This window comes from Mucilaginibacter sp. P25, from assembly GCF_050859465.1.
In the GTDB taxonomy this organism is placed as follows: domain Bacteria; phylum Bacteroidota; class Bacteroidia; order Sphingobacteriales; family Sphingobacteriaceae; genus Mucilaginibacter; species Mucilaginibacter gossypii.
Genome location: NZ_CP193937.1, coordinates 1 through 24,332, shown reverse-complemented (window position 1 = coordinate 24,332; position 24,332 = coordinate 1). Strand labels below are relative to the sequence as shown.

The 24,332-nt window shown below is 42.4% G+C and carries 11 protein-coding genes and 1 pseudogene; all 12 read left to right on the top strand.

All coding sequences use genetic code 11. The features are described 5' to 3' along the window. Positions 1-896: 896 nt before the first annotated feature. Positions 897-1,448, top strand: coding sequence for a UpxY family transcription antiterminator (locus ACRQ5D_RS00060; RefSeq protein WP_432328243.1), 552 nt, complete (start codon positions 897-899; stop codon positions 1,446-1,448). 83 nt (positions 1,449-1,531) lie between these two features. Further along, complete coding sequence (locus tag ACRQ5D_RS00055) at positions 1,532-2,917, top strand: FAD-binding oxidoreductase (RefSeq protein WP_432328241.1); 1,386 nt, start codon at positions 1,532-1,534, stop codon at positions 2,915-2,917. Positions 2,918-2,994: 77 nt separating this feature from the next. After that, entirely contained in the window at positions 2,995-4,452 is a 1,458-nt protein-coding gene (locus ACRQ5D_RS00050) for an aminotransferase class I/II-fold pyridoxal phosphate-dependent enzyme (RefSeq protein ID WP_432328239.1), read from the top strand. A gap of 119 nt (positions 4,453-4,571) precedes the next feature. Further along, the gene (locus ACRQ5D_RS00045; RefSeq protein ID WP_432328237.1) at positions 4,572-5,072 is read left to right on the top strand and encodes a hypothetical protein; all 501 of its coding nucleotides are present in this window, start codon (positions 4,572-4,574) and stop codon (positions 5,070-5,072) included. Positions 5,073-5,080: 8 nt separating this feature from the next. After that, the gene (locus tag ACRQ5D_RS00040; protein ID WP_432328235.1) at positions 5,081-6,190 is read left to right on the top strand and encodes a VOC family protein; all 1,110 of its coding nucleotides are present in this window, start codon (positions 5,081-5,083) and stop codon (positions 6,188-6,190) included. Between the two features lie 124 nt (positions 6,191-6,314). Then, positions 6,315-7,169 carry an ABC transporter transmembrane domain-containing protein gene (locus tag ACRQ5D_RS00035; RefSeq protein ID WP_432328233.1) on the top strand — a complete coding sequence of 285 codons (855 nt, stop codon included), beginning with the start codon at positions 6,315-6,317 and terminating at the stop codon, positions 7,167-7,169. Beyond that, the gene (locus ACRQ5D_RS00030) at positions 7,144-7,962 is read left to right on the top strand and encodes an ATP-binding cassette domain-containing protein (RefSeq protein ID WP_432328232.1); all 819 of its coding nucleotides are present in this window, start codon (positions 7,144-7,146) and stop codon (positions 7,960-7,962) included. The genes ACRQ5D_RS00035 and ACRQ5D_RS00030 overlap by 26 nt, the downstream gene beginning before the upstream one ends. 5 nt (positions 7,963-7,967) lie before the next feature. Beyond that, positions 7,968-8,672, top strand: a complete 705-nt coding sequence (locus tag ACRQ5D_RS00025) for a thioesterase II family protein (RefSeq protein ID WP_432328231.1) — start codon at positions 7,968-7,970, stop codon at positions 8,670-8,672. 1 nt (position 8,673) lies between these two features. Continuing rightward, positions 8,674-10,287 carry an MBL fold metallo-hydrolase gene (locus tag ACRQ5D_RS00020; RefSeq protein WP_432328229.1) on the top strand — a complete coding sequence of 538 codons (1,614 nt, stop codon included), beginning with the start codon at positions 8,674-8,676 and terminating at the stop codon, positions 10,285-10,287. Positions 10,288-10,337: 50 nt separating this feature from the next. Beyond that, the gene (locus ACRQ5D_RS00015; protein ID WP_432328227.1) at positions 10,338-12,542 is read left to right on the top strand and encodes an AMP-binding protein; all 2,205 of its coding nucleotides are present in this window, start codon (positions 10,338-10,340) and stop codon (positions 12,540-12,542) included. Next, positions 12,539-22,693, top strand: a complete 10,155-nt coding sequence (locus ACRQ5D_RS00010; RefSeq protein ID WP_432329968.1) for an amino acid adenylation domain-containing protein — start codon at positions 12,539-12,541, stop codon at positions 22,691-22,693. Before ACRQ5D_RS00015 ends, ACRQ5D_RS00010 begins: the two co-directional genes overlap by 4 nt. A 192-nt stretch (positions 22,694-22,885) precedes the next feature. Continuing rightward, positions 22,886-24,271 (top strand): annotated as a pseudogene (locus ACRQ5D_RS00005) (condensation domain-containing protein); the annotation flags it as partial. Positions 24,272-24,332 lie beyond the last annotated feature (61 nt).

Below are 24,332 nucleotides of genomic sequence, written 5' to 3'. Positions count from 1 at the left end.
CTAATGAATTACTCAGACAACAGTAGCTATGAAATTCATTGAATTAATTTATATAGTAACCGGTTTTTAGTCTAAAGTTTTATGATCAGCAATTTTGTTGATTTTTTTGAGGCGGATGCTGGTTTAAATCAAATACAATAAGAAGCCATGTGTTTTTCATTAAATCCTGATCGCATTAATTGATAATTTCCCTTCTCTCAACATCCAGGCATTTCCATGAAAACAAATGGTCGCTTCAGCGGGGAGCTAAAATCAATCTATTGAGTTTTGCATCTATTTAGTAGTAACGGGACTTTTCCCCCCAAAAAAATTGGTCAAGACTCGATTTATCATGTGATTTAACGCTTTGATTTTACTGCCTGAAATCAAAGCTGCCAATTCATTCCTTGACAGTTCCTTGAAGTGTTAATAATGTTAACGCGAAAAGTCCAATAGCAATTTTGCAACCCAATTGTAAATGCCTGGTCCAAGTCGAGTAGTTCATTGATAATGCAACCATCGAAAAAATCAGATAAGCCGAAAGGCATAATACGATAAAAGATTTAATAAGATTAGGAAAGGTAGTCATACGTTTTAACTATAGGTCGCAAGATTGGTATAACCGGAAATACTACCAAAATTTAATTAAATAATAAGGCCATTGTAATATAATTGTGAATTAACAGTTAACAATATAGTTCAAATTATTTTTTTAAAAAAATCAAATGCGAAATATTTTTTCCAAAAAAAATGTATTTTGCGGCAAGTTATTATAGTCCATTTACCGACTGAAATCTTCTTTAATAAATGCCCTTTAATATATGTTCCATAAGAAATGGTACATGTTGGAGCGATAGCTTTATATCAAAAAGTCAGCTTAATCAATTTTAATTTACATTTATTTCATGCCTAAACCTTTGAACAAATTTACCAATGGCTGGTATCTTGTGTACGTAAAATCGAATTTGGAGAATAAAATTTCCGGTTTGTTACTGAAAAGTAACATTGAAAATTTCCTGCCTACCTATAACTCCTTCAGGCAATGGCATGACCGAAAGAAAAAGGTTACCCTGCCGCTTTTTCCTAACTACATATTTGTCTATTTGACGTCAACATCCGAATATATTGCATGCCAAAAGATAGAGGGCGTTTCTGGATTTATAAAATTTGGCAAGTATCCGGCCATAATTCCTGTTAGTGTGATTGATCAATTGAAAATACTTAACTCACCTGAAATTAATATTGGAGTTACGACAGAATCTTTCAAAGCAGGAGAGGTGATTACTATTGAGCATGGCATTTTAAATGGCCTAACTTGCGAAGTGGTTCAACATCGTGGAAATAATATGGTATTAGTTAGGGTTGATTTACTAAATCGAAACATTTTGGTTGACATTCCGACAAATAATTTAATTTCAGAGGAAAAAAGCAAAATAAATCTGACTGCCAGCCGGTACCGAGCCGCCTGAGGGAAAATAAAGCCCTGTTATACTTCTCCCTTATTAAAAGTGATTTTTCACTTCCTATAAAAATTCCCTCTACCCGTTGTAAAATGTTAAATGATACTGAAAGTTTCCTAACCAAACTTATTGAAATTTGTGGACGCGATTTTGTTTTTACAGATAAAGATTCTTTACATCCCTATAGCAAGGATCAGACTCTCGATTTATCCCATTCTTTTGACATTCTATTAAAGCCAGGTTCTGCAGAAGAAATTTCAAAAATTTTAGTTCTTTGTAATCATTTGAAGGTTCCAGTTACCCCGAGAGGCGGTGGAAGCGGAGTGACAGGTGGTGCCATACCTGTAAACGGTGGCATCGTTTTATCGCTTGAAAGGCTGAATAAAATAATTGAAATAAACGCTAATGATTTAATTGTCATTGCTGAGTCCGGCGTTATTACTCAAGATTTGTGTGTCGCCGCAGAGCAAATGGATTTATTCTTTCCTGTTCCGCCATCAAGCCGATCATTTTCGTTTTTAGGCGGTAATGTTGCCGAAAACGCAGGAAGTATTAATTCTTGTAAATACGGAAAAACTTCCGATTATGTTTTGAATTTGGAAGTTGTATTGCCGACAGGGGAAATATTTTGGACTTCCTCAAACGTTGAAAAGAACTCATCCGGTTTAAACATTACTCAGTTATTTGTTGGAAGTGAAGGCACACTGGGGGTAATAACTAAGGTTGTTTACAAACTTTTGCCCGCATCTTTAGTTCGATCCGTGGCAACTTTACTGGCAACTTTTGACAGCTTCGCTGATGCTATTGCTTTTGTAGTAGAATTAAAGAGTTCTAGTTTATCACCCTCAGCGGTTGAATTAATTGGATCAAAGGCCATCGAATTAACTTCAAACTTCTTGGGGAAAAAGGATGACTTACGCACCCAAATTCTAATAGAATTGCAAGCCGCGGACAATAGCATTCTTCGATACGAGATGGAAATCCTCGCTACAATATTATCTCGTCATACTCAAACTGATATTTTAGTAGGAACAACGGCAATGGAACGGGAGAAACTTTGGAAATTAAGATTTAATATCGGAAACGCCCTGACTTATCAAGGCAGAATTTACCGAGATATTGATGCATGTGTCCCTCTATCTTGCCTTTGCAAATTTATAACAAGAGCGGAATTGATTTGTGAATTATATGAAATAGACTATGTTTATTTCGGGCATGTTATGGATGGAAACCTTCATTTCATGTTGTCTTTAGAAAAGGAAAGAAGTCAATCAGTCGATGTTATCGATGAAGCCGTCACGGAAATTTTTAAATACGCAATTTCGATAGGAGGAGTATTATCCGGCGAGCATGGTATTGGCTTTTTGCAACAGCCTTACATGAAACTTCAATATTCAAATACAAATCTTCAATTAATGAATAGGATCAAAAAAATATTTGATCCAAACACTATTCTGAACTATGGAAAAACGTTCTGATTCCGGCCCCGCGGATAGAATGTCTTAAAAACGCTCGAAAAATATTTAACTCATATAAAGTTTAAATTAAATTAGTCATGGAAAAAATTTTAGATTTTCAAGATTTCAATCTCTATTCTGTAGATGATCATAGAACCTGGGCTACCCTGTGCAATAGACATCGACAATTACATGCCGGAAAACTTGCGAAGGAATATCTTTCCGGACTCGATAAACTTCAGTTGGATCATGAAAGCATCGTCGATATTGCTGAAGTAAGCAATAAATTGAAATCGATATCTGGCTGGACTCTGGTTCCTGTGACAGGACTGTTGTCAACTAAAGACTTTTTCTTGCTGTTAGCCAAAAAGACTTACCCCATCACAGTCTATATCAGAAAGCCGTCTGAAATGGATTTTAGTGAACAGCCGGATATTTTTCATGATGTGTTTGGGCATTTGCCACTGTTAACTGATGAAAAATTTACTAAATTTTTGACGGCTTATAGCATAATTGCGCTGAAATATATCAATAATGAGAAGGCCATCGATATACTAGGACGTCTTTATTGGTTCACATACGAAATGGGTCTGATAAGGGAAGATGGAGAGTGTAAACCTTATGGAGGAGCGGTGATAACCTCAGTAGAAGAGATTTTGAACGTAAGTAATGAAAAGGTTCCTAAACATTCGTTTGATGTTGATCATATATTCAAGTCCCTCTTTGATAGTTTTAAAATTCAACTCGAGTATTTCGTGATAGATTCTTTCGATGATCTTTTTAGCAGTCTGGCAACATTGGAGCAAAAGCTTATAGGCAACCTATTAATTCCAGACGACGATTTCTCACTTAGAAATTATTCGGTCAATATTCATTTGGGAAGAGGGTTTAATGATGTAATTGGTTTTTTAAATGGAATTCAGTTTCAATTTCCAAATGCATTGTCTTTTGTTGCAGGCCAGCCAGATGAAACTTTTTTTGAAGTAGACGACCACATCAGTAAATATAATCTCTTTGTAAACTATTTAGCTGAAAAGACAGGCCAGGATAAAAAGACAGTGATAAATGGAATTGGGCAATATAATAAGACCAAAGGGATAATAAATGAAATTATCAGTGATTATTTAAAGAACGATGAGAATATAACTATTAAACCGGAAAACACCATTATAACAGCAGGAGCGCAGGAAGCGTTCTCAATAATTGTCTCTGCAATTTGTAATCGGGAAGATGACGTTATTTTAATGGAGAATCCAAGTTATATAGGGGTTAGTTCATTTGCAAAGATTTTTGACTACAAAATTGGCGGTATATCCTGTGATGAAGAGGGGATAAATTTGGAAGAATTAAAAAATAAAGTCATTGCGGTTAACAATTCTGGCAAAAGAGTCAAGCTTGTTTATGTAATTCCAGATTACCAGAATCCATCGGGTTCATGCATGCCAATTGGCAATCGTCTAAAATTGCTAGAATTAGCCTATAAATACAATTTTTTAATCATTGAGGATAGTGTTTACAATAGTTTTACTTATGCCCAGAAAAAAATCCGACGCTAAAATCATTAGATAAGTTTAAACGGGTAATATATGTTGGATCGTTTTCGAAATCAATATTCCCGGGTTTACGAATCGGACTTATTGGTTCAGACCAAACGATAGAAAATGAATCCGGCAAAATGATACAGTTAATTGATGAACTTGTTAAGGTTAAAGCACAGTTGACTAATAATACATCGACTATAAGTCAAGCGATTCTTGGTGGCGTGTTGTTGGATTTAAACTGTAGTTTGAGTGACTGGAGTAAGCCTAAGTTTGAAAGCTACAAACGAAAAAGAGACCAGATGATAGCGAAACTAAATCAATATATCGGTGCATATTCTGATAATTGGGCGGCAGATATTTCCTGGAACATTCCAGATGGAGGCTTTTTTATAAAAATGAATGTGCCCTTTTCCGTAGATAACGGAGCAGTCTTCGAAAGTGCAAGTAAATTCAATGTTATATTCTGCCCAATGAGAAACTTCTACCTCAATGGTGGAGGCGAAAATCAAATTAGGTTGACTTTTTCGAACTTATCACTAAATGAAATAGAGCTTGGCATTCGCCAATTGTCTTTTTACTTAAAATATAAAGTCGAAAGCACTATAAAAAACACAATTATTGAAATGGTAAACTAATTTATAGTATGAAAAATCACATTTTAGAGGAATACAAAATTGACTATGTGGAGATATACACTCCATTGGCGAAAATACTGGCTTACTGGCATTGCCAGGCTCTCGGTTTTGAGTATTTAGCTTTCTCTGATTCCGAATCCGGAAACCTAGGAAACTCTAGTTTTGTTATTAAAAGCAATGATATAACGCTTGTTCTGACATCTTCGTTTCCTACCAGGAACAACGCAGGCAACGGTGAAGTCACTTCATTTATCAATCAAAATTATTGTGGTGTAAAAAGGATTGCGTTGGTGGCAGAAGATGTGCCTCAGGTTTTCTCCGATTGTATTGGACGTGGCGCAATCCCAATCAAAATGCCTCAAAAACGGGAAGATGAATTTGGCTACGTTGAAGATGCGACTATTAAGCTTTTTGACAGTTGTGAAATAATGTTCATTGATCGCTCGAAATACCAGGGACCTTTTAAACCCGGATTTAAGTTATACAATCAACCATCAACTAAAAATGCCTCTTTATTAAAAAGTATAGACCATATCGCAAGCGAACTTAGAATAAATGAAAGCAGGAGCTGGTCAGAGCACTTGTCAAAAATATTAGACATAAACTTAGCCCAGGCATTTGAAACTAGTGAGGAAAATAAAACAGGGATGACATTAAGGGTAAATCAATCATTTGATAAAAATTTAACGATGGTATTGGCTGAGCCCGAGTCATATTTGAAAGAATCGAGAGTTCAAAAAAATATTGACACATACGGCCCCGGTGTACATCACCTGGCGTTTTCTACCGATAACATAATGGAGGCAATCAACCAATTGACAAGTAATGGTGTAGAATTTGTCAAATTTCCGCCGTCCTATTATGAATTGTTAAGAACCAAGAAAGAATTTGAGGAAATCAATATTGATGAATTGGAGAATGGAGGCATTTTAATCGACAAAGAAGAAGATACTTATCTCCTTCAGAAATTCATTAAGCCCATAAGTGACAGGCCTTTTTTCTTTTACGAAATCGTTCAGCGAGTAAATGGATATAATGGATTTGCCATAAACAATATTAATATCCTTAAAAAAGCTGAAGAACTTGAAATTATGAAAACTGGTAACCCAAAAACATAAAAAGTGTTTTACGGAACAAATGAGACAAATTAATCCTCAAACATGTTCTATTCTTCTAGTATTTCAGAATTCCTTTCTGAAACCATAATAAGTTTTCGACCACTTATTATCCCTAATATCTAATATGAACCTTTTTAAATTGTTGAGTAGAAGATCTAAATACTTTTACTTGATTTTAAGTGTTTTAAGTCTTATCAGTTCAATAACTAGCTTAGGCATTCTATTTATTGTAAATACTGTAATTGCGGGAAAAACTCCGATTTTTTTAGGGCTAAGCGGTTATTCTGTCTTTTTGTTTTCTATAGTCGTTTCATTTGTAAGCACTATTTTCTTTCAGAATTATATGGCTGAGTTGACCAATAATATAATGTTTGATTTGGAGATAGACATCTTGCAGAAGATAAGAAATGCGTCTTTTAATTCTTTTGAAAAGTTAGGGAAAGAGAAATTGTATGCTATAATAAGTGATGTCAGTGTTATAGGCAGAGTTCCTGAGGTACTGATAATCTTTATCAATTCTAGTATGACAGTTTCGTGTTCATTGCTATACCTTTTTTATATTTCGCCAGTTGCTGGCCTTACTATTTTTCTTTTCATTCTAATTCTATTGGCTGTATTCCTGTTTAGAAATAAAAAGGTCGCCGTTTATCTTAACGAGGTAAGAAATATTCAGGATAGCTATTTCGTTTACCTTAGGGAATTGATCGACGGATTCAAACAAATTAAACTTTCCCAAAAACGTAATAATAATTTGTTTAACAATTACCTACTCGCGAATAGAAAGAAGGCAAAAGATTTGAATATCAAAGCGTCAAGGAAATATATTGTTAATCAGTTGTTTGGCGCTTACAGTTGGTATATTCTTTTGGGAATCATAATATTTCTCCTTCCAGCATTCTTTGACCTTAGGACGAGAAGAGGTAGGAACTTTTATTACAACCATATTGTTTATTATGGGGCCCGTCTCTACATTGGTTAATATATTCCCCTTTTTCACTAGGGTACAAATATCAACCGCGCGTATAGACGATTTTCAGCTGCAACTTGAAAGGGATCAATCAAGTAAGTCTGAAGTCCGTTCTGATTCATTTAAATTTTCTTCGATAAGATTTGAAAATATTGTATATAAATACGACGAGATTCAGGATCAAGGCTTTTCGGTTGAAATAAAAGATTTGCGGATTAATGCAAACGAGGTGATATTTTTAACAGGCGGCAACGGTAGTGGCAAAACAACCTTTATAAACATATTGACGGGACTTTACAGGCCCAAAAGCGGAAAAGTCTTTATCAATGATGAGGAAATTCCTTTTGAGCAAATCAATTGGTTTAGAGAGCAAGTAGACGCAGTTTTCTCAGATCATCACTTATTTAAACATAATTATGATGAATTTGATTTAACTGATAATAACGCTTTGTTAGAATTTTTTAAAGATGCAATAAATGTTAGAGCACTTTTAAGAATTGATTCTGCGAAAAATCATTATGATACGAAACTTTCCCGTGGACAACAAAAAAGAGTAGCACTTTTGTTGGCGCTATTAAGTGATCGACAGATTATTGTCCTTGACGAATGGGCGGCAGAGCAGGACCCGTTTAACAGAAATTCCTTCTATAGCCGTTGGCTACGTCTGATTAAAGATTTAGGAAAGACAATTATCGTCATTTCCCACGATGATGATTCTTTTGACCATGCTGACCGCCTCATTAAATTTAGTGACGGCAAAGTTATCAGCGATCTGATGGTCAATGTCGATACCGCTCAAAATTAATTTACATGCAAAATTATAATTTGATTTGTCTCCCTTTTGCGGGAGGGAATAGATACTCATACCGTAATTTTAGTAATTCTAGTTCCCCGGGTATAAACTTAATTACTTTAGAATATCCGGGAAGAGGTATGCGGCTGGATGAGCCACTGATAGTAGATATAAATCTTTTAGTGGAAGATTTATTTGTTCAATTAACTAACATAAGTCATGCAAATAAATATGTGATTTATGGCCATAGTATGGGGGGATTATTGGCGTATCTACTCGCGAAAAAGATATTGAACTCAAAACTATGTCCGCCGGTACATTTATTTATTTCAGGTACCTCGGGGCCTTCAAGTCCCAAGCGTAGACAAAAAAACAAGCACCTGCTGGGAAAAAGAGAATTTATTGAGGAAATAGTAAAATTGAATGTTGATTCTAAAGAAGTTCTTGAAAATCAAGAGCTTCTCGAACTCCTTGAGCCTATACTTAGAGCGGATTTTCAGGCCAGTGAAACGTTTGAATATCACCCAACAGCGCCAATTGACATCCCAATTACGATAATCACAGGCACCGAGGAGGAATTGGAGCCTGAGGAAATATATGCCTGGAAGCAGGAAACTTCTTATCCCATTACTTTTAAAAAGATTTCTGGTGGCCATTTTTTTATTACTAATCATCCTAAAAAGATGATCGAAATTTTCTCAAAAATCATTTTGTATAAATAACATGAGTGAAAACAAAGTTTATCTCAAATCTAATGTTGTATTTGAGCCATTGGTTGATAAATGGTATGCCTGGAGCCATCTTGTTTCACCTGCTACAGCCGCTATGAATATTTTGGAGAGGCATTTGGCAATCATCGAATCGTTTCTCGATGCCCCGGAAATACACGCACAGGCCGTGCTTAATCCAAAGATGCGTGGGGGACCGTTTATGGATATCCCGGAAATAAGAATAGAGGAGGTCAGAGCTTTAAAAAATGTAACATCAAATGACCACAAACTTTTAATCGATTTTGCAAACGCGATAAAACAGCTTGACAAGTTGTTGCTTTCTGATGCAAAGGGATTCGGAATGGAAGAATTATACAAGAAAGTTCCGCCGCTGTTGAAAGGCTATGTTGAATTATATTATGACAGGAACAACAATGCCGGATTTCGCTTTTATGAAGCGCTATTATATAAAAGTCCATTTTACAAAAAGAGTATTCAAAACATTGCATTGTGGGTCACTAATAACGATGAGCGTCCGTTTTGCTTAAGCACGCCGCGGTTGAATGATAAAGATGTAATTCATTTGAATTTGCCTTTTGATCACAATGGAATAGATGAATTGGCCAGGATGAAAAAAGTACCTCAGCCGATAAACTATATTAAGAGTTTGTTGAATTTGCCCGATTCTGAAGATTTAATTTTTGATAGTTTTTTTACAGATCAGCCACCCGCCAAGTATGGTAACTATGAAGGAGACGCTATAAGAATGAGGTACTTCGGTCATGCATGTATATTAATTGAAACGGCCGGATTAAGTGTGCTCGTTGACCCTCTAATTAGTTACTATGGCTATCCGTCGGAGATCGAACATTTTTCATTTGAGGACTTGCCCGATACCATAGATTATGTTCTGATTACTCATAATCATCAAGATCATATTTTGTTGGAAACTTTATTGCCACTAAGACACAGGATAAAAAGAATTGTTGTCCCGACGTCAAACAGTGGAAAGCTTGAAGATCCCGACCTCAAACTGATGTTTGATAATATTGGATTTAAAAATGTAAGTCGAATCCATGAAATGGAGACTATAGAATTTGATGATGCTACTATAACAGGTCTTCCATTCATCGGAGAGCATAGTGATTTGAACATCCTTACTAAAGCATGCTTTTTATTAAATATTGGTGGTTTCAAATTATTGTTTTTAGCAGATTCCCGAATTGTAGACAGTGTACTTTACGAAAATATTCACAGAGAAATTGGCGATGTAGATGTACTGTTTTTGGGAATGGAATGTGATGGCGCGCCATTATCCTGGTTATATGGCCCATTGATAACCAAAAAGATGTCGCGAGATCAGGATAACAGTAGAAGGCTGGCTGGTTCTAATTGCGATGAAGGTATGAAAATCATAAATATTTTTCAACCCAAAGAGGTCTACGTATATGCAATGGGACAAGAGCCGTGGCTGGAATTTATCAGCAGTGTGAAATACACCGATGAATCAAATCCTATCGTTCAATCTAACCAGTTAATTAAGCAATGCCATGATAGAGATTTGATTGCCGAAAGATTATATGGTGAGAAGGAAATTCTTTATAAAGCGGCTGAAGTTGATAGTTAGTTACGGGGGTTATACTTCAATATTTCAAGTTTTACTTCAATTCATCATAAATGCTGAGCGAATTTATTAATCTACATCCTGCTCAATTGGATGTTTTTTTTGATCAAACTATAAATTTAAATAGTCCTCATTATAATATAGGGGGATTTATTAAGCTAAAAGGCAAACTCAATAAGGAATACTTCAAAGAAGCCGCAAAATCCGTTCCTTCAGTTTTCGATGCTTTCCAGATGAGATTTACTGATTCCGGTACAGATACCGCAGGATTTTCACTGGATTCAGCGTTTTGTGTATTTGATATCGCTGAAGAGGATTTTTCGGGACAAGCAGACCCTGCCGAAGCGGCCACAAATTGGGCGCAGTGCCGATTTAATACTCCTTTTGATATCAATCATGAGCCTATGCTTTTTGAACAAGCATTGCTTAAAATTTCAGAAGGGGAGTATTGGTTTTATATCAGAATACATCATTTAATTATTGATGGATTCGGTTTTACCATATTGTTCGATTACATTTCAAAAAAATATCTGTCCTTGGTTAATGGAACCCTAGATATTTTTGAATATCCTTCTTACGTGCAGGAAGTTAAGAGAGCTTCTCAGTTTTTTTCTTCCCCAATGTTTCAATCAGAAGGTGATTATTGGAAAGAGAAATTGTCTACGTCTGCCAAGAATAAGGTCTTAAAAAGGCAGAGGCTTGGAGACTGTTCAAAACGTAAAAGTGACTTATTTGTCTATTTTTTATCAAATACCCAGCGGAGTGAACTAAATCGACTGGCCATCGAAACGAAATCCAGCCTATTACAGTTAACTTTTGCTGCTTTAATCCTTTATTGGGGAAAAACTACTGACTTTTCTGAGTTTATCTTTGGTGTTTCTGTTCATAAACGTCGTTCCCGGGACATTAGGAAGATGGTTGGTATGTTTGCCGGAATATTGCCATTTAAAGGAGTTTTTAAAGAAGATTCGTTATTAATTGATCTTTTACGCAATATTTCAAATGCTCAAAAAAGTGATTACCGCAATCAAACCTATTTATTCGGAGATATTATCCGAGATCAGAATCGCATTAACGATATTAAAAATTTTATTGAAGTTTTCGTTAATTATGAACATTTAGACTTTGAATTAGATTTTGGACCGGAGATAAATGCTGTTTCAATTGATCTGTCAAGCGAGTTCGATAACAAACCATTACAATTCGGGTGGCGTGATTATGGAACTCTGCAACCTTTACGCTTACGTGTTGGCTTTCAAGATGATTATTTTTCTTTTGAAGAAGTAAAACTTCTAACGCACAGGATCATCCATATTCTTGAACAATTTCCTTCAATGTTGAATGAAAGAATTGGTGATTTGGAATTGCTCCCTGAATCAGAGCTGGGTATGATCGTGGAGGAATTCAATTCGACGGCCACAGTTTATCCTTCCGACGTGACGGTAGTAGACCTGTTCGAGTCGCAGGTGTTATTGAGCGGATCATCGGTGGCTGTAGTTTATGAGGGCGAGAGCCTGAGTTACTCGGAGCTTGATGCGCGTTCGAATGCGCTGGGGCATTACCTCCGTTCTCGGGGAGTTCGTGAAGATACGCTGGTTGGGATCTGTATAGACCGAAGCCTGGAGATGATCGTCGGACTTCTGGGGATCCTGAAGGCAGGCGGAGCCTATGTACCGATCGACCCGGATTATCCTCAGGACCGGATCGCATACATGCTTGAGGATACCGGCAGCCGGCTCCTGCTGAGCAGCAGCCGTGTCAGCGCAGGACTGTCCATGGTAACGGAGGCGGAAGTTGTGGAACTGGACCGTGACTGGGCGAAGATCGCATCTTACGGATCGTTGCCGGTAGAGCGGTCATTGCAGCCAACACACCTGGCGTATGTGATCTATACCTCGGGCTCAACGGGCACCCCTAAAGGTGTGATGGTTGAGCACCGGTCAGTACTCAATTATATAAACTGGTCGATAAACAATTATGGTACAACAGTCCACAATTACGGTTTATTTACATCGTTGTCTTTTGACCTGACTGTTACGAGTATTTTTTCGCCGCTATTAAGCGGGAGTTTTATGCGTTTTTATGAACCTTCCGCAGATCTTTCTTCCGTTTTGAAATCTTACCTGGAGGATAATGGGGGATTAGAGATCATCAAGCTGACACCCTCTCATATTAACTTACTGGCAGAGCTGGATATCAGGTCGACAAATCTTAAGACTGTAATTGTGGGGGTGAGGAATTACAAAGCCGTCACATAGCGATATTAAAAAGAATCAATCCAGGCCTTGAGATCATTAATGAATACGGTCCGACAGAGTCGACAGTTGGCAGCACAACGTATAAGATCGCGGACAATGATACTGTTCATGAAACGACCATCCCGATCGGTCGTCCGATCTCAAATACGGAGATCTACATATTGGACAAGGCTGGCCGAGTTCAGCCTGTAGGGGTTCCGGGAGAGCTTTATATCGGGGGAGCGGGAGTAGCCCGTGGTTACCTGAACCGTCCTGAACTGACCTCAGAGCGTTTTGTGCCGAACCCCTACAGTAAAGATAGGGGGAGCCGTCTTTACCGGACAGGCGACCAGGGCCGCTGGCTGGCAGACGGTAACATCGAGTACCTGGGGCGTCTTGACGACCAGGTTAAGATCCGTGGTTACCGGATCGAGCTGGGAGAGATCGAGAGTGTCCTTCAGCAGTGTCCGGGTGTACAGCAGGGAGTAGTGCTTGCACGGCCAGATGCGCAGGGCAACCGCCGGCTGGTGGGCTATGTAGTAGCCGGGGAAGGCTATGACCAGGAAGTATTACGTACTTACCTACAGTCGAAGCTTCCGGAGTATATGGTACCGTCGCTGTGGGTAGAGCTAGCCTCGCTTCCGCTGACGTCGAACGGGAAGACGGACCGCCGTTCACTTCCAGACCCTGACCTGTCGTTGGTTCGCGGGAACTACGAGGCCCCTGTAACGGAACTGGAGGAACAGCTGGCACAGATCTGGCAGGAGCTGCTGGGCGTAGAGCGAGTAGGTGTACATGATAACTTCTTTGAGCTGGGCGGGGACTCGATCATCAGTATCCAGTTAGTAAGCCGTCTGATGCTGTTGGGCTATCATGTTCAGGTGAAGGACATCTTCCGATTGCAAACGATCCGGGGGCTGGGTTCAGAGATATTATCGGGCCGGGGCCATACGTTATTTTCAGGGGAATCGGGTGTTCTTGAAGGGCCGAGCGGCCTGTTACCGATCCAGGAATGGTACCTTGAAGGCGGGGGTTCTTCGATATCACATTTTAACCAGAGCGTATTGCTTCGTATAGATAAGCGGATCGGGGCATCGGAATTAGAGCAGAGCATAGTTTACTTACAGGAGCGTCATGACAGCTTACGTTTCAGGTACGTGAAGGATGGGTCAGGTTGGCAGCAATATTACGGAGGCTTACCAGGTCAGTCGTTATATACGGAAGATATCAACACGTTGCCGGAGTTATTCCGGGTAGTTGTTCAGGATATCAGTAACAGTTACCAGCAGCAGCTGGATATAGAGGAAGGGGACCTTATGCGGGCAGTTCTTTTCCGTACCCCGGAATGGGAGAGCCATAACCGCTTGTTGCTTGTGGTTCACCACCTGGCAATAGACGGTGTATCGTGGCGTATCCTGCTGAGCGATCTGGATCAGTTGCTGTCAGGCCGTAAATCGGATCTAGGAGAGAAGGGTGCATCGTACCGTCAGTGGTATTCGAGTTTAGTACGTTACGGGGAGAGTTCCCGTGTACAGTCGCAGCGCTCTTACTGGCAGGGGGTATTGTCAGGACATAAGTCATTGTTAAGCGACCGTTCCTATCAGGGCGTTGTCAGCGAGGGCTCGATGCGGAGCCATACGGTTCGTTTAGCAGTAAAGCAAACGCAGTTATTATTACAGGAAGTGCCCCGTGTTTATCATACGGAGATCAATGATCTGTTGTTATGTGCCTTAGGAAAGACGCTAACATCGTGGTCAGGGAGCAGTAATATCGTGATCGGGCTGGAGGGCCACGGTCGGGAGTCGCTTCATGAAGATATAGATACGAGCCGCACGGTAGGTTGGTTTACGAGCCTGTACCCGGTACAGCTGGACCTGTCGGGCTGTGAAACGATATCGGACGAGATCAGGGTTATCAAGGAGCAGTTGCGTGAGATCCCTGATAAGGGTATGGGATACGGGGTATTGAAGTATATCGTGAAGGCAGAGGAGCTGATGGGAACTGAAGGCCTGGATGTAGTGTTCAACTACCTGGGGCAGCTGGATAACGTGGTAGCATCGGGCTCCTGGTTAAGCGGGGCACCGGAGAGTTCCGGGCAAACGACAGGGGCATCCCATTCGATATCAGAAAAGCTGGTGATCAACGGTATGATCCAGGGCGGGGAGCTTTCCCTGACGTGGAGTTACAGCAGCCATCATTATGATGAAAGTACGATCGCGGAACAGGCGGGCTTGTATATAGGCCACCTGGAGTCACTGATCTCTCATTGTGTATTCCAGGGCAAACAGGGTAGCATATCAACGCCGTCGGACTATGGCCTGACCGGGGAGGTAGGGTACCGTGAACTGGACCGGTTTGTAATGGGTATCGGTGAAAGGTACGGGACAGGTTCTCTGGAACAGCTCTACCGTTTAAGCGGCTTACAGGAGGGGATGTTATTCCATGGTTTGTATAACGGGGAGCTGAGCGGTTATGTAGAGCAGTTCATCTGCGACCTTTTGGACCTGGATGTTGCTCTTTTCGAGGCGAGCTGGGACTATCTTTTCCGCCGGCACAGCATCCTTCGGAGCAGTTTTCATTATGATGAGCTACAGATCCCGGTACAGTGTGTCCACCGGGAAGTGCGTTTGCCATTAACGTTACTGGACTACCGTGAAAAGCCGGTTTCAGAGCATGAAGATTTATTAGAGTCTTACCGTCGTAGGGACTATGAGCAGGGCATAGACTTTAAATCAGCGCCGCTGATGCGTATAAGCCTGATCCGTCTGAGTGAAGAACGCTACCGTATGATCTGGACGCACCATCATATTTTGACAGATGGCTGGTCGATCTCGATATTGATAGGCGAGTTACTGAAGAGCTATGATCAGCTGTTATCAGGGCAGGAGCTACCGGAAGTTCGGGAGGACCGTTATGAGGACTATATCCGTTACCTTGAAGGTATAGATAGTGCAAGTGCAGAGACTTACTGGCGTGGTTATGTATCGGGGCTGGAAGGTGGCACCTTACTTCCGTTTATATCCCGGGGCTCGCAGGAGCGCAACCGCGGAGGATTGTATAAGCGCAAGGAGCTGTTGCTGGATGCCTCGACCTCACGCCAGATCGAGCGTTATACGCAGGGGCACCGGATCACGGTGAATACGCTGATGCAGGGGGTATGGTCATATTTATTGCACCGTTATACCGGCAATCCTCATATAAGTTATGGAGTTACGGTATCGGGGCGTCCGGATGACCTTGGAGGGATCGAGGAGCGTGTAGGGATGTATATCAATACGATCCCGCTGCATTCGGTACTGGAGGAGGACAAGGGCATAGCAGAATGGTTACAGGGGATCCAGTCAGGACAGCTTCAGAGCCTGGAATACCAGTATACCCCGCTGAGCAGTATTCAGAAGTGGTCAGGCATCGCAGGTGACATGTTTGACAGCCTGCTGGTGTTTGAGAACTATCCGGTGAGCAGTGTGGTGGGATCATCAGGATCCGGGCTCCGGGTAGAGGGGCTGAAGACGGAAGAACATAGTAATTACCTGTTAAATATTTTAGTAGTATCGTCTGCCGAGATCCGTGTGACGTTTGATTACAATACAGAGCTGTTGCCGGATTCGGATATGGAAAATATCCGGGGCCACTTTGAGAAGGTACTTCAGGAAATAGTATCCGGGGAAAAGCTAACGGTAGGGACATTGGAAATGCTGTCTGCCCCGGAGCTGGGTATGATCGTGGAGGAATTCAATTCGACGGCCACAGTTAGTATTTCGGATGATCATATAAATAGTTTTTCACTGATTGATAGTTTAAACATTAATTTATTATCGAAGGGTTCAAGCCGTGCAATAGTTCATAATGAGAATACGATCAGCTATGAGTCTCTGTTGTCGTTAAGTAGTGATATCGGTCAATATATTCTTGAGGAGTTAGGGATTTGTAAGGGCAGCCGTGTGGTGGTACTTATAAACCGGTCGGAGCTGATGCCGGTTTGTATGTTGAGTTTGTTAACGAATGGTTTTGTCTATATTCCGGTGGATATTAATTATCCGGAAGAAAGAATCCGTTTTATACTGGAAGATGTACAACCATCATTGGTAATAACGGAGAGAGAACAGGTTGAACTCATGCAATTCCGGCAGGAAGGCATCTTTATAGTGCTATCAGATTTGCTAAACCTATCAGCGGGTTATTCAAAAGGGATTAAAGGAGATTTATTAATAGGTGCAGAAGATGAGGCGTATATTATTTACACTTCAGGTTCTACCGGAAAGCCAAAAGGTGTCGTTGTAACGCATGGAAGCTTGAATCATTTTTGTAGCTATGTCAGAAGTGTATATGGAATAGAGGGGGCCGTTATTATGCCTTTTATGGCCTCCAATGCATTTGATATATCTATGTTCCAGTTATTAATGCCTTTATTATTTGGGGGTACAATTATAGTAATAGATGAAGCTCAACTGCGAAATACGGGAGCATTGGTATCGCTATTAAAAGATGTAACAGTTATAGATACGGTTCCCGGTTTTTACAGATTATTGGTTGATCATATTATAGAATATGATTTGTCATCTTGGTTTACGGGTTTAAAAAGGTTGTTTATAGGGGGAGATTACATAGCCGATGATTTATTGAACCAATTGTCAGGTTTGTTTGAATCGGCAATAATTACGGTGACTTATGGGCCAACGGAAGGTACCATATTTTGTACTGATCTTCAATATGCACCAGGATCAGTTGCCCCCGATAGTAAAGGATCAACAATAGGTCGTCCTATAGGAGGGAGTGCGATTTATATACTAGGAAGACATCAAGAGCTATTACCTGTAGGGGTTCCGGGAGAGCTTTATATCGGGGGAGCGGGAGTAGCCCGTGGTTACCTGAACCGTCCTGAACTGACCTCAGAGCGTTTCGTGCCGAACCCCTACAGTAAAGATAGGGGGAGCCGTCTTTACCGGACAGGTGATCAGGGTTGCTGGACAAATTCAGGTATGCTTGAATTTCGAGGGCGTCTTGACGACCAGGTTAAGATCCGTGGTTACCGGATCGAGCTGGGAGAGATCGAGAGTGTCCTTCAGCAGTGTCCGGGTGTACAGCAGGGAGTAGTGCTTGCACGGCCAGATGCGCAGGGCAACCGCCGGCTGGTGGGCTATGTAGTAGCCGGGGAAGGCTATGACCAGGAAGTATTACGTACTTACCTACAGTCGAAGCTTCCGGAGTATATGGTACCGTCGCTGTGGGTAGAGCTAGCCTCGCTTCCGCTGACGTCGAACGGGAAGACGGACCGCCGTTCACTTCCAGACCCTGACCTGTCGTTGGTTCGCGGGAACTACGAGGCGCCTGTAACGGAGCTGGAGGAACAGCTGGCACAGATCTGGCAGGAGCTGCTGGGCGTAGAGCGAGTAGGTGTACATGATAACTTCTTTGAGCTGGGCGGGGACTCGATCATCAGTATCCAGTTAGTAAGCCGGATCAAGCGCCTGGGCTATCATGTTCAGGTGAAGGACATCTTCCGATTGCAAACGATCCGGGGGCTGGGTTCAGAGATATTATCGGGCCGGGGCCATACGTTATTTTCAGGGGAATCGGGTGTTCTTGAAGGGCCGAGCGGCCTGTTACCGATCCAGGAATGGTACCTTGAAGGCGGGGGTTCTTCGATATCACATTTTAACCAGAGCGTATTGCTTCGTATAGATAAGCGGATCGGGGCATCGGAATTAGAGCAGAGCATAGTTTACTTACAGGAGCGTCATGACAGCTTACGTTTCAGGTACGTGAAGGATGGGTCAGGTTGGCAGCAATATTACGGAGGCTTACCAGGTCAGTCGTTATATACGGAAGATATCAACACGTTGCCGGAGTTATTCCGGGTAGTTGTTCAGGATATCAGTAACAGTTACCAGCAGCAGCTGGATATAGAGGAAGGGGACCTTATGCGGGCAGTTCTTTTCCGTACCCCGGAATGGGAGAGCCATAACCGCTTGTTGCTTGTGGTTCACCACCTGGCAATAGACGGTGTATCGTGGCGTATCCTGCTGAGCGATCTGGATCAGTTGCTGTCAGGCCGTAAATCGGATCTAGGAGAGAAGGGTGCATCGTACCGTCAGTGGTATTCGAGTTTAGTACGTTACGGGGAGAGTTCCCGTGTACAGTCGCAGCGCTCTTACTGGCAGGGGGTATTGTCAGGACATAAGTCATTGTTAAGCGACCGTTCCTATCAGGGCGTTGTCAGCGAGGGCTCGATGCGGAGCCATACGGTTCGTTTAGCAGTAAAGCAAACGCAGTTATTATTACAGGAAGTGCCCCGTGTTTATCATACGGAGATCAATGATCTGTTGTTATGTGCCTTAGGAAAGACGCTAACATCGTGGTCAGGGAGCAGTAATATCGTGATCGGGCTGGAGGGCCACGGTCGGGAGTCGCTTCATGAAGATATAGATACGAGCCGCACGGTAGGTTGGTTTACGAGCCTGTACCCGGTACAGCTGGACCTGTCGGGCTGTGAAACGATATCGGACGAGATCAGGGTTATCAAGGAGCAGTTGCGTGAGATCCCTGATAAGGGTATGGGATACGGGGTATTGAAGTATATCGTGAAGGCAGAGGAGCTGATGGGAACTGAAGGCCTGGATGTAGTGTTCAACTACCTGGGGCAGCTGGATAACGTGGTAGCATCGGGCTCCTGGTTAAGCGGGGCACCGGAGAGTTCCGGGCAAACGACAGGGGCATCCCATTCGATATCAGAAAAGCTGGTGATCAACGGTATGATCCAGGGCGGGGAGCTTTCCCTGACGTGGAGTTACAGCAGCCATCATTATGATGAAAGTACGATCGCGGAACAGGCGGGCTTGTATATAGGCCACCTGGAGTCACTGATCTCTCATTGTGTATTCCAGGGCAAACAGGGTAGCATATCAACGCCGTCGGACTATGGCCTGACCGGGGAGGTAGGGTACCGTGAACTGGACCGGTTTGTAATGGGTATCGGTGAAAGGTACGGGACAGGTTCTCTGGAACAGCTCTACCGTTTAAGCGGCTTACAGGAGGGGATGTTATTCCATGGTTTGTATAACGGGGAGCTGAGCGGTTATGTAGAGCAGTTCATCTGCGACCTTTTGGACCTGGATGTTGCTCTTTTCGAGGCGAGCTGGGACTATCTTTTCCGCCGGCACAGCATCCTTCGGAGCAGTTTTCATTATGATGAGCTACAGATCCCGGTACAGTGTGTCCACCGGGAAGTGCGTTTGCCATTAACGTTACTGGACTACCGTGAAAAGCCGGTTTCAGAGCATGAAGATTTATTAGAGTCTTACCGTCGTAGGGACTATGAGCAGGGCATAGACTTTAAATCAGCGCCGCTGATGCGTATAAGCCTGATCCGTCTGAGTGAAGAACGCTACCGTATGATCTGGACGCACCATCATATTTTGACAGATGGCTGGTCGATCTCGATATTGATAGGCGAGTTACTGAAGAGCTATGATCAGCTGTTATCAGGGCAGGAGCTACCGGAAGTTCGGGAGGACCGTTATGAGGACTATATCCGTTACCTTGAAGGTATAGATAGTGCAAGTGCAGAGACTTACTGGCGTGGTTATGTATCGGGGCTGGAAGGTGGCACCTTACTTCCGTTTATATCCCGGGGCTCGCAGGAGCGCAACCGCGGAGGATTGTATAAGCGCAAGGAGCTGTTGCTGGATGCCTCGACCTCACGCCAGATCGAGCGTTATACGCAGGGGCACCGGATCACGGTGAATACGCTGATGCAGGGGGTATGGTCATATTTATTGCACCGTTATACCGGCAATCCTCATATAAGTTATGGAGTTACGGTATCGGGGCGTCCGGATGACCTTGGAGGGATCGAGGAGCGTGTAGGGATGTATATCAATACGATCCCGCTGCATTCGGTACTGGAGGAGGACAAGGGCATAGCAGAATGGTTACAGGGGATCCAGTCAGGACAGCTTCAGAGCCTGGAATACCAGTATACCCCGCTGAGCAGTATTCAGAAGTGGTCAGGCATCGCAGGTGACATGTTTGACAGCCTGCTGGTGTTTGAGAACTATCCGGTGAGCAGTGTGGTGGGATCATCAGGATCCGGGCTCCGGGTAGAGGGGCTGAAGGCGGAAGAACATAGTAATTATCCGCTGGGGATTACGATCATCTCCCAGGGCGAGATCCTTGTGGCGTTTGATTACAATACAGAGCTGTTGCCGGATTCGGATATGGAAAATATCCGGGGCCACTTTGAGAAGGTACTTCAGGAAATAGTATCCGGGGAAAAGCTAACGGTAGGGACATTGGAAATGCTGTCTGCCCCGGAGCTGGGTATGATCGTGGAGGAATTCAATTCGACGGCCACAGTTTATCCTTCCGACGTGACGGTAGTAGACCTGTTCGAGTCGCAGGTGTTATTGAGCGGATCATCGGTGGCTGTAGTTTATGAGGGCGAGAGCCTGAGTTACTCGGAGCTTGATGCGCGTTCGAATGCGCTGGCCTTTTTGCTTATCGAAGATGGGATTAATGAAAACGATTATGTGCCGTTATTATTAACAGGGATAGATTATCTTGTCGGTTTTATTGCTGTTCTAAAAATAGGTGCCATATGTGTGCCATTATCGGAAAGCTGGCCGGTAGAGAGGTTGGAATTAATAATGAGTGATTTAAGTGCTCCTGTGATTCTTATATCTGAAGACCTTAGTAATAATATGCAGCTGAGTCTAAAAAACTACCGCTTTAAGACAATATCGTATAAAGAATTCATCGGAGTCAATACACAGGTTCCCCGTACTAATAAGCAAAATGCTGTAATGTGTGTATTTTATACTTCTGGCTCTACGGGACAACCTAAAGGCGTAGAAATATTAAATCAGGGGATAACCAACAGGCTTCTTTGGATGAACCAATATTTTACAAAAAGTTCGGCAGCCTCTGTTTTAAAAACAACGAAAAATATTTTTGATAGTTCAATCTGGCAATTATTCTGGCCGTTAATCAATGGAGGCAAGACTATAATACCGGTTGAAAGTGAGCTTCTTAACTTTGAATACATCTTTGGTTTAATTGTCGATAATGCTGTTACGATTATAGATTTTGTACCGTCTTTATTTAGTGTGCTCCTTGATAAGTTGTTTAAATTTAGTGAGTTACGCAGGATAGATACAATTAAAGACGTAATTATTGGTGGAGAGTCAATCAAAGTAAATGATGTTAACGTATTTAAAGAGATTTATCCGGAGATCAGGTTAACAAATCTTTATGGCCCAACTGAAGCAAGCATTGGCTGTATATATTATAGTGTATCTACTGTTCATGAAACGACCATCCCGATCGGTCGTCCGATCTCAAATACGGAGATCTACATATTGGACAAGGCTGGCCGAGTTCAGCCGGTAGGGGTTCCGGGAGAGCTTTATATCGGAGGAGCAGGAGTAGCCCGTGGTTACCTGAACCGTCCTGAACTGACCTCAGAGCGTTTCGTGCCGAACCCTTACAGTAAAGATAGGGGGAGCCGTCTTTACCGGACAGGCGACCAGGGCCGCTGGCTGGCAGACGGTAACATCGAGTACCTGGGGCGTCTTGACGACCAGGTTAAGATCCGTGGTTACCGGATCGAGCTGGGAGAGATCGAGAGTGTCCTTCAGCAGTGTCCAGGTGTACAGCAGGGAGTAGTGCTTGCACGGCCAGATGCGCAGGGCAACCGCCGGCTGGTGGGCTATGTAGTAGCCGGGGAAGGCTATGACCAGGAAGTATTACGTACTTACCTACAGTCGAAGCTTCCGGAGTATATGGTACCGTCGCTGTGGGTAGAGCTAGCCTCGCTTCCGCTGACGTCGAACGGGAAGACGGACCGCCGTTCACTTCCAGACCCTGACCTGTCGTTGGTTCGCGGGAACTACGAGGCGCCTGTAACGGAACTGGAGGAACAGCTGGCACAGATCTGGCAGGAGCTGCTGGGTGTAGAGCGAGTAGGTGTACATGATAACTTTTTTGAGCTGGGCGGTCATTCGCTGCTGGCGACCAGGATGATTTCAGCTATAAAAAGTGCATTGTCCCTTTCTATGCCAATGAAAGCAATATTTATGTTCGCTACAATTTCTGAACTTAGTAAATACCTCGAACTACAAACCTTTGAATTACACATTTCAAAATCTGGCGGCTTTAAGGTGATTGATGTTTAACCAACTATCATTAGGTAAAAGTTAGTTTTAGTCTCTGCGGTTTACACTTCGTTTATAACCTAAAAGTTTACCTTCTCAATGGCTCCTTATTCAATAAGTTTTGAGTAGGGTCAGCTCATTGCTTTCTGATTATAATATCCTTTCTTATTCTGCAAATTGTTACCATCAACTTGCCCTTGATTTTAAATTAATATGAGCAATAGAAAAATAATTGAAATCCTACATCTTGCTTCAAAGATGAATGTCGGTATTTCATTAAAAAATGATAATATTCAATTGATTGTACCTGATGATTATATTATTGATAATCGATTATTGGATGATATTAAGCAAAATAAATCATCGATAATTGATTTTCTGAAAACCGAATCGCTAAATACAACCATAGCCGATCAAAATATTATCATCAGTTCTCAAGGTGGTGGTACAGTGCGTATTCCGTTATCGTATAGCCAGGAGCGTTTATGGTTCATAGACCAGTTGGGCGGGAGTATCCAGTACCATTCATCGAATGCGCTTCGTTTACGAGGGGCGGTGAATATAGATTTTTTAGCGGATTCACTTCGGACAATTGTAAACCGGCATGAGGTCTTGCGGGCGGTTATAGAGCAGGACGAAGATGGCCAGGCTTATCAGCGAATCCTGGCAGCGGATCAGTGGGATCTGGGTATTCATAATATTTCAGGGATGAATAGTGAAGAAATCGCATCATTTATCCAAGAGTTGTCGTTGTCGCCCTTTGACCTGTCGTCGTCGCATAAGCTTCGCGGGGACCTGCTGCGAATAGGAGCAGAGGAACATATTCTTGTTGTAACGTTACACCACATAGCCTCAGACGGCTGGTCAACACCGATCCTTGTAGGGGAACTTCTGGAGTTGTATAATTCATCAGTAGCCGGTCGTCCGGCGCAGCTTCCATCGCTTCCTGTACAATATTCGGATTATGCGATCTGGCAGCGTGAATACCTGTCCGGAGACCGTCTGGAATTGAAACTGGGTTACTGGAAGGCGCGCTTGGATGGGTTGCAGCCGTTGGTGCTGCCCACGGATTACGTCCGTCCGGCAGTTCAGGGCATTGCCGGAGGTATGGTACACCGTTTTATTGATGAGGATACACGAAATAAACTTGTTGCCCTTTCCCATAAGGAAGGATTAACGCTTTATATGGTTCTGTTAAGCGCATTCAAGATATTATTACAGCGCTACAGCGGCCAGGAAGATATCTGTATCGGAAGTTCAATAGCGGGCAGACAGCAACAGGAAATAGAGGGGTTGATCGGATTTTTTGCGAATACATTAGCCTTGCGGAATCATGTTGATCCCAGGATGACTGTAAGGGCGTTATTCCAGGAGGTAAAGCAAACCACGCTGGATGCATATGCGCACCAGGAAGTTCCATTTGAGAAAGTAGTAGAGGTATTGGGAGTAGAAAGAGATCTGAGCCGTAATCCGGTATTTCAGGTGATGTTTGTTTTAGAAAATACCTCGGCCGCTGCGGAATTGAGTTTGGCCAATATAAAGCTGACAATGGAAGCTTCGGGACCGGTGAGTTCCAAATTCGACCTTACGCTGCATATCGTAGAAACCTCAGGAGGGTTGCAATTATCCATAATTTACAACAGTGCATTATATGATCGGG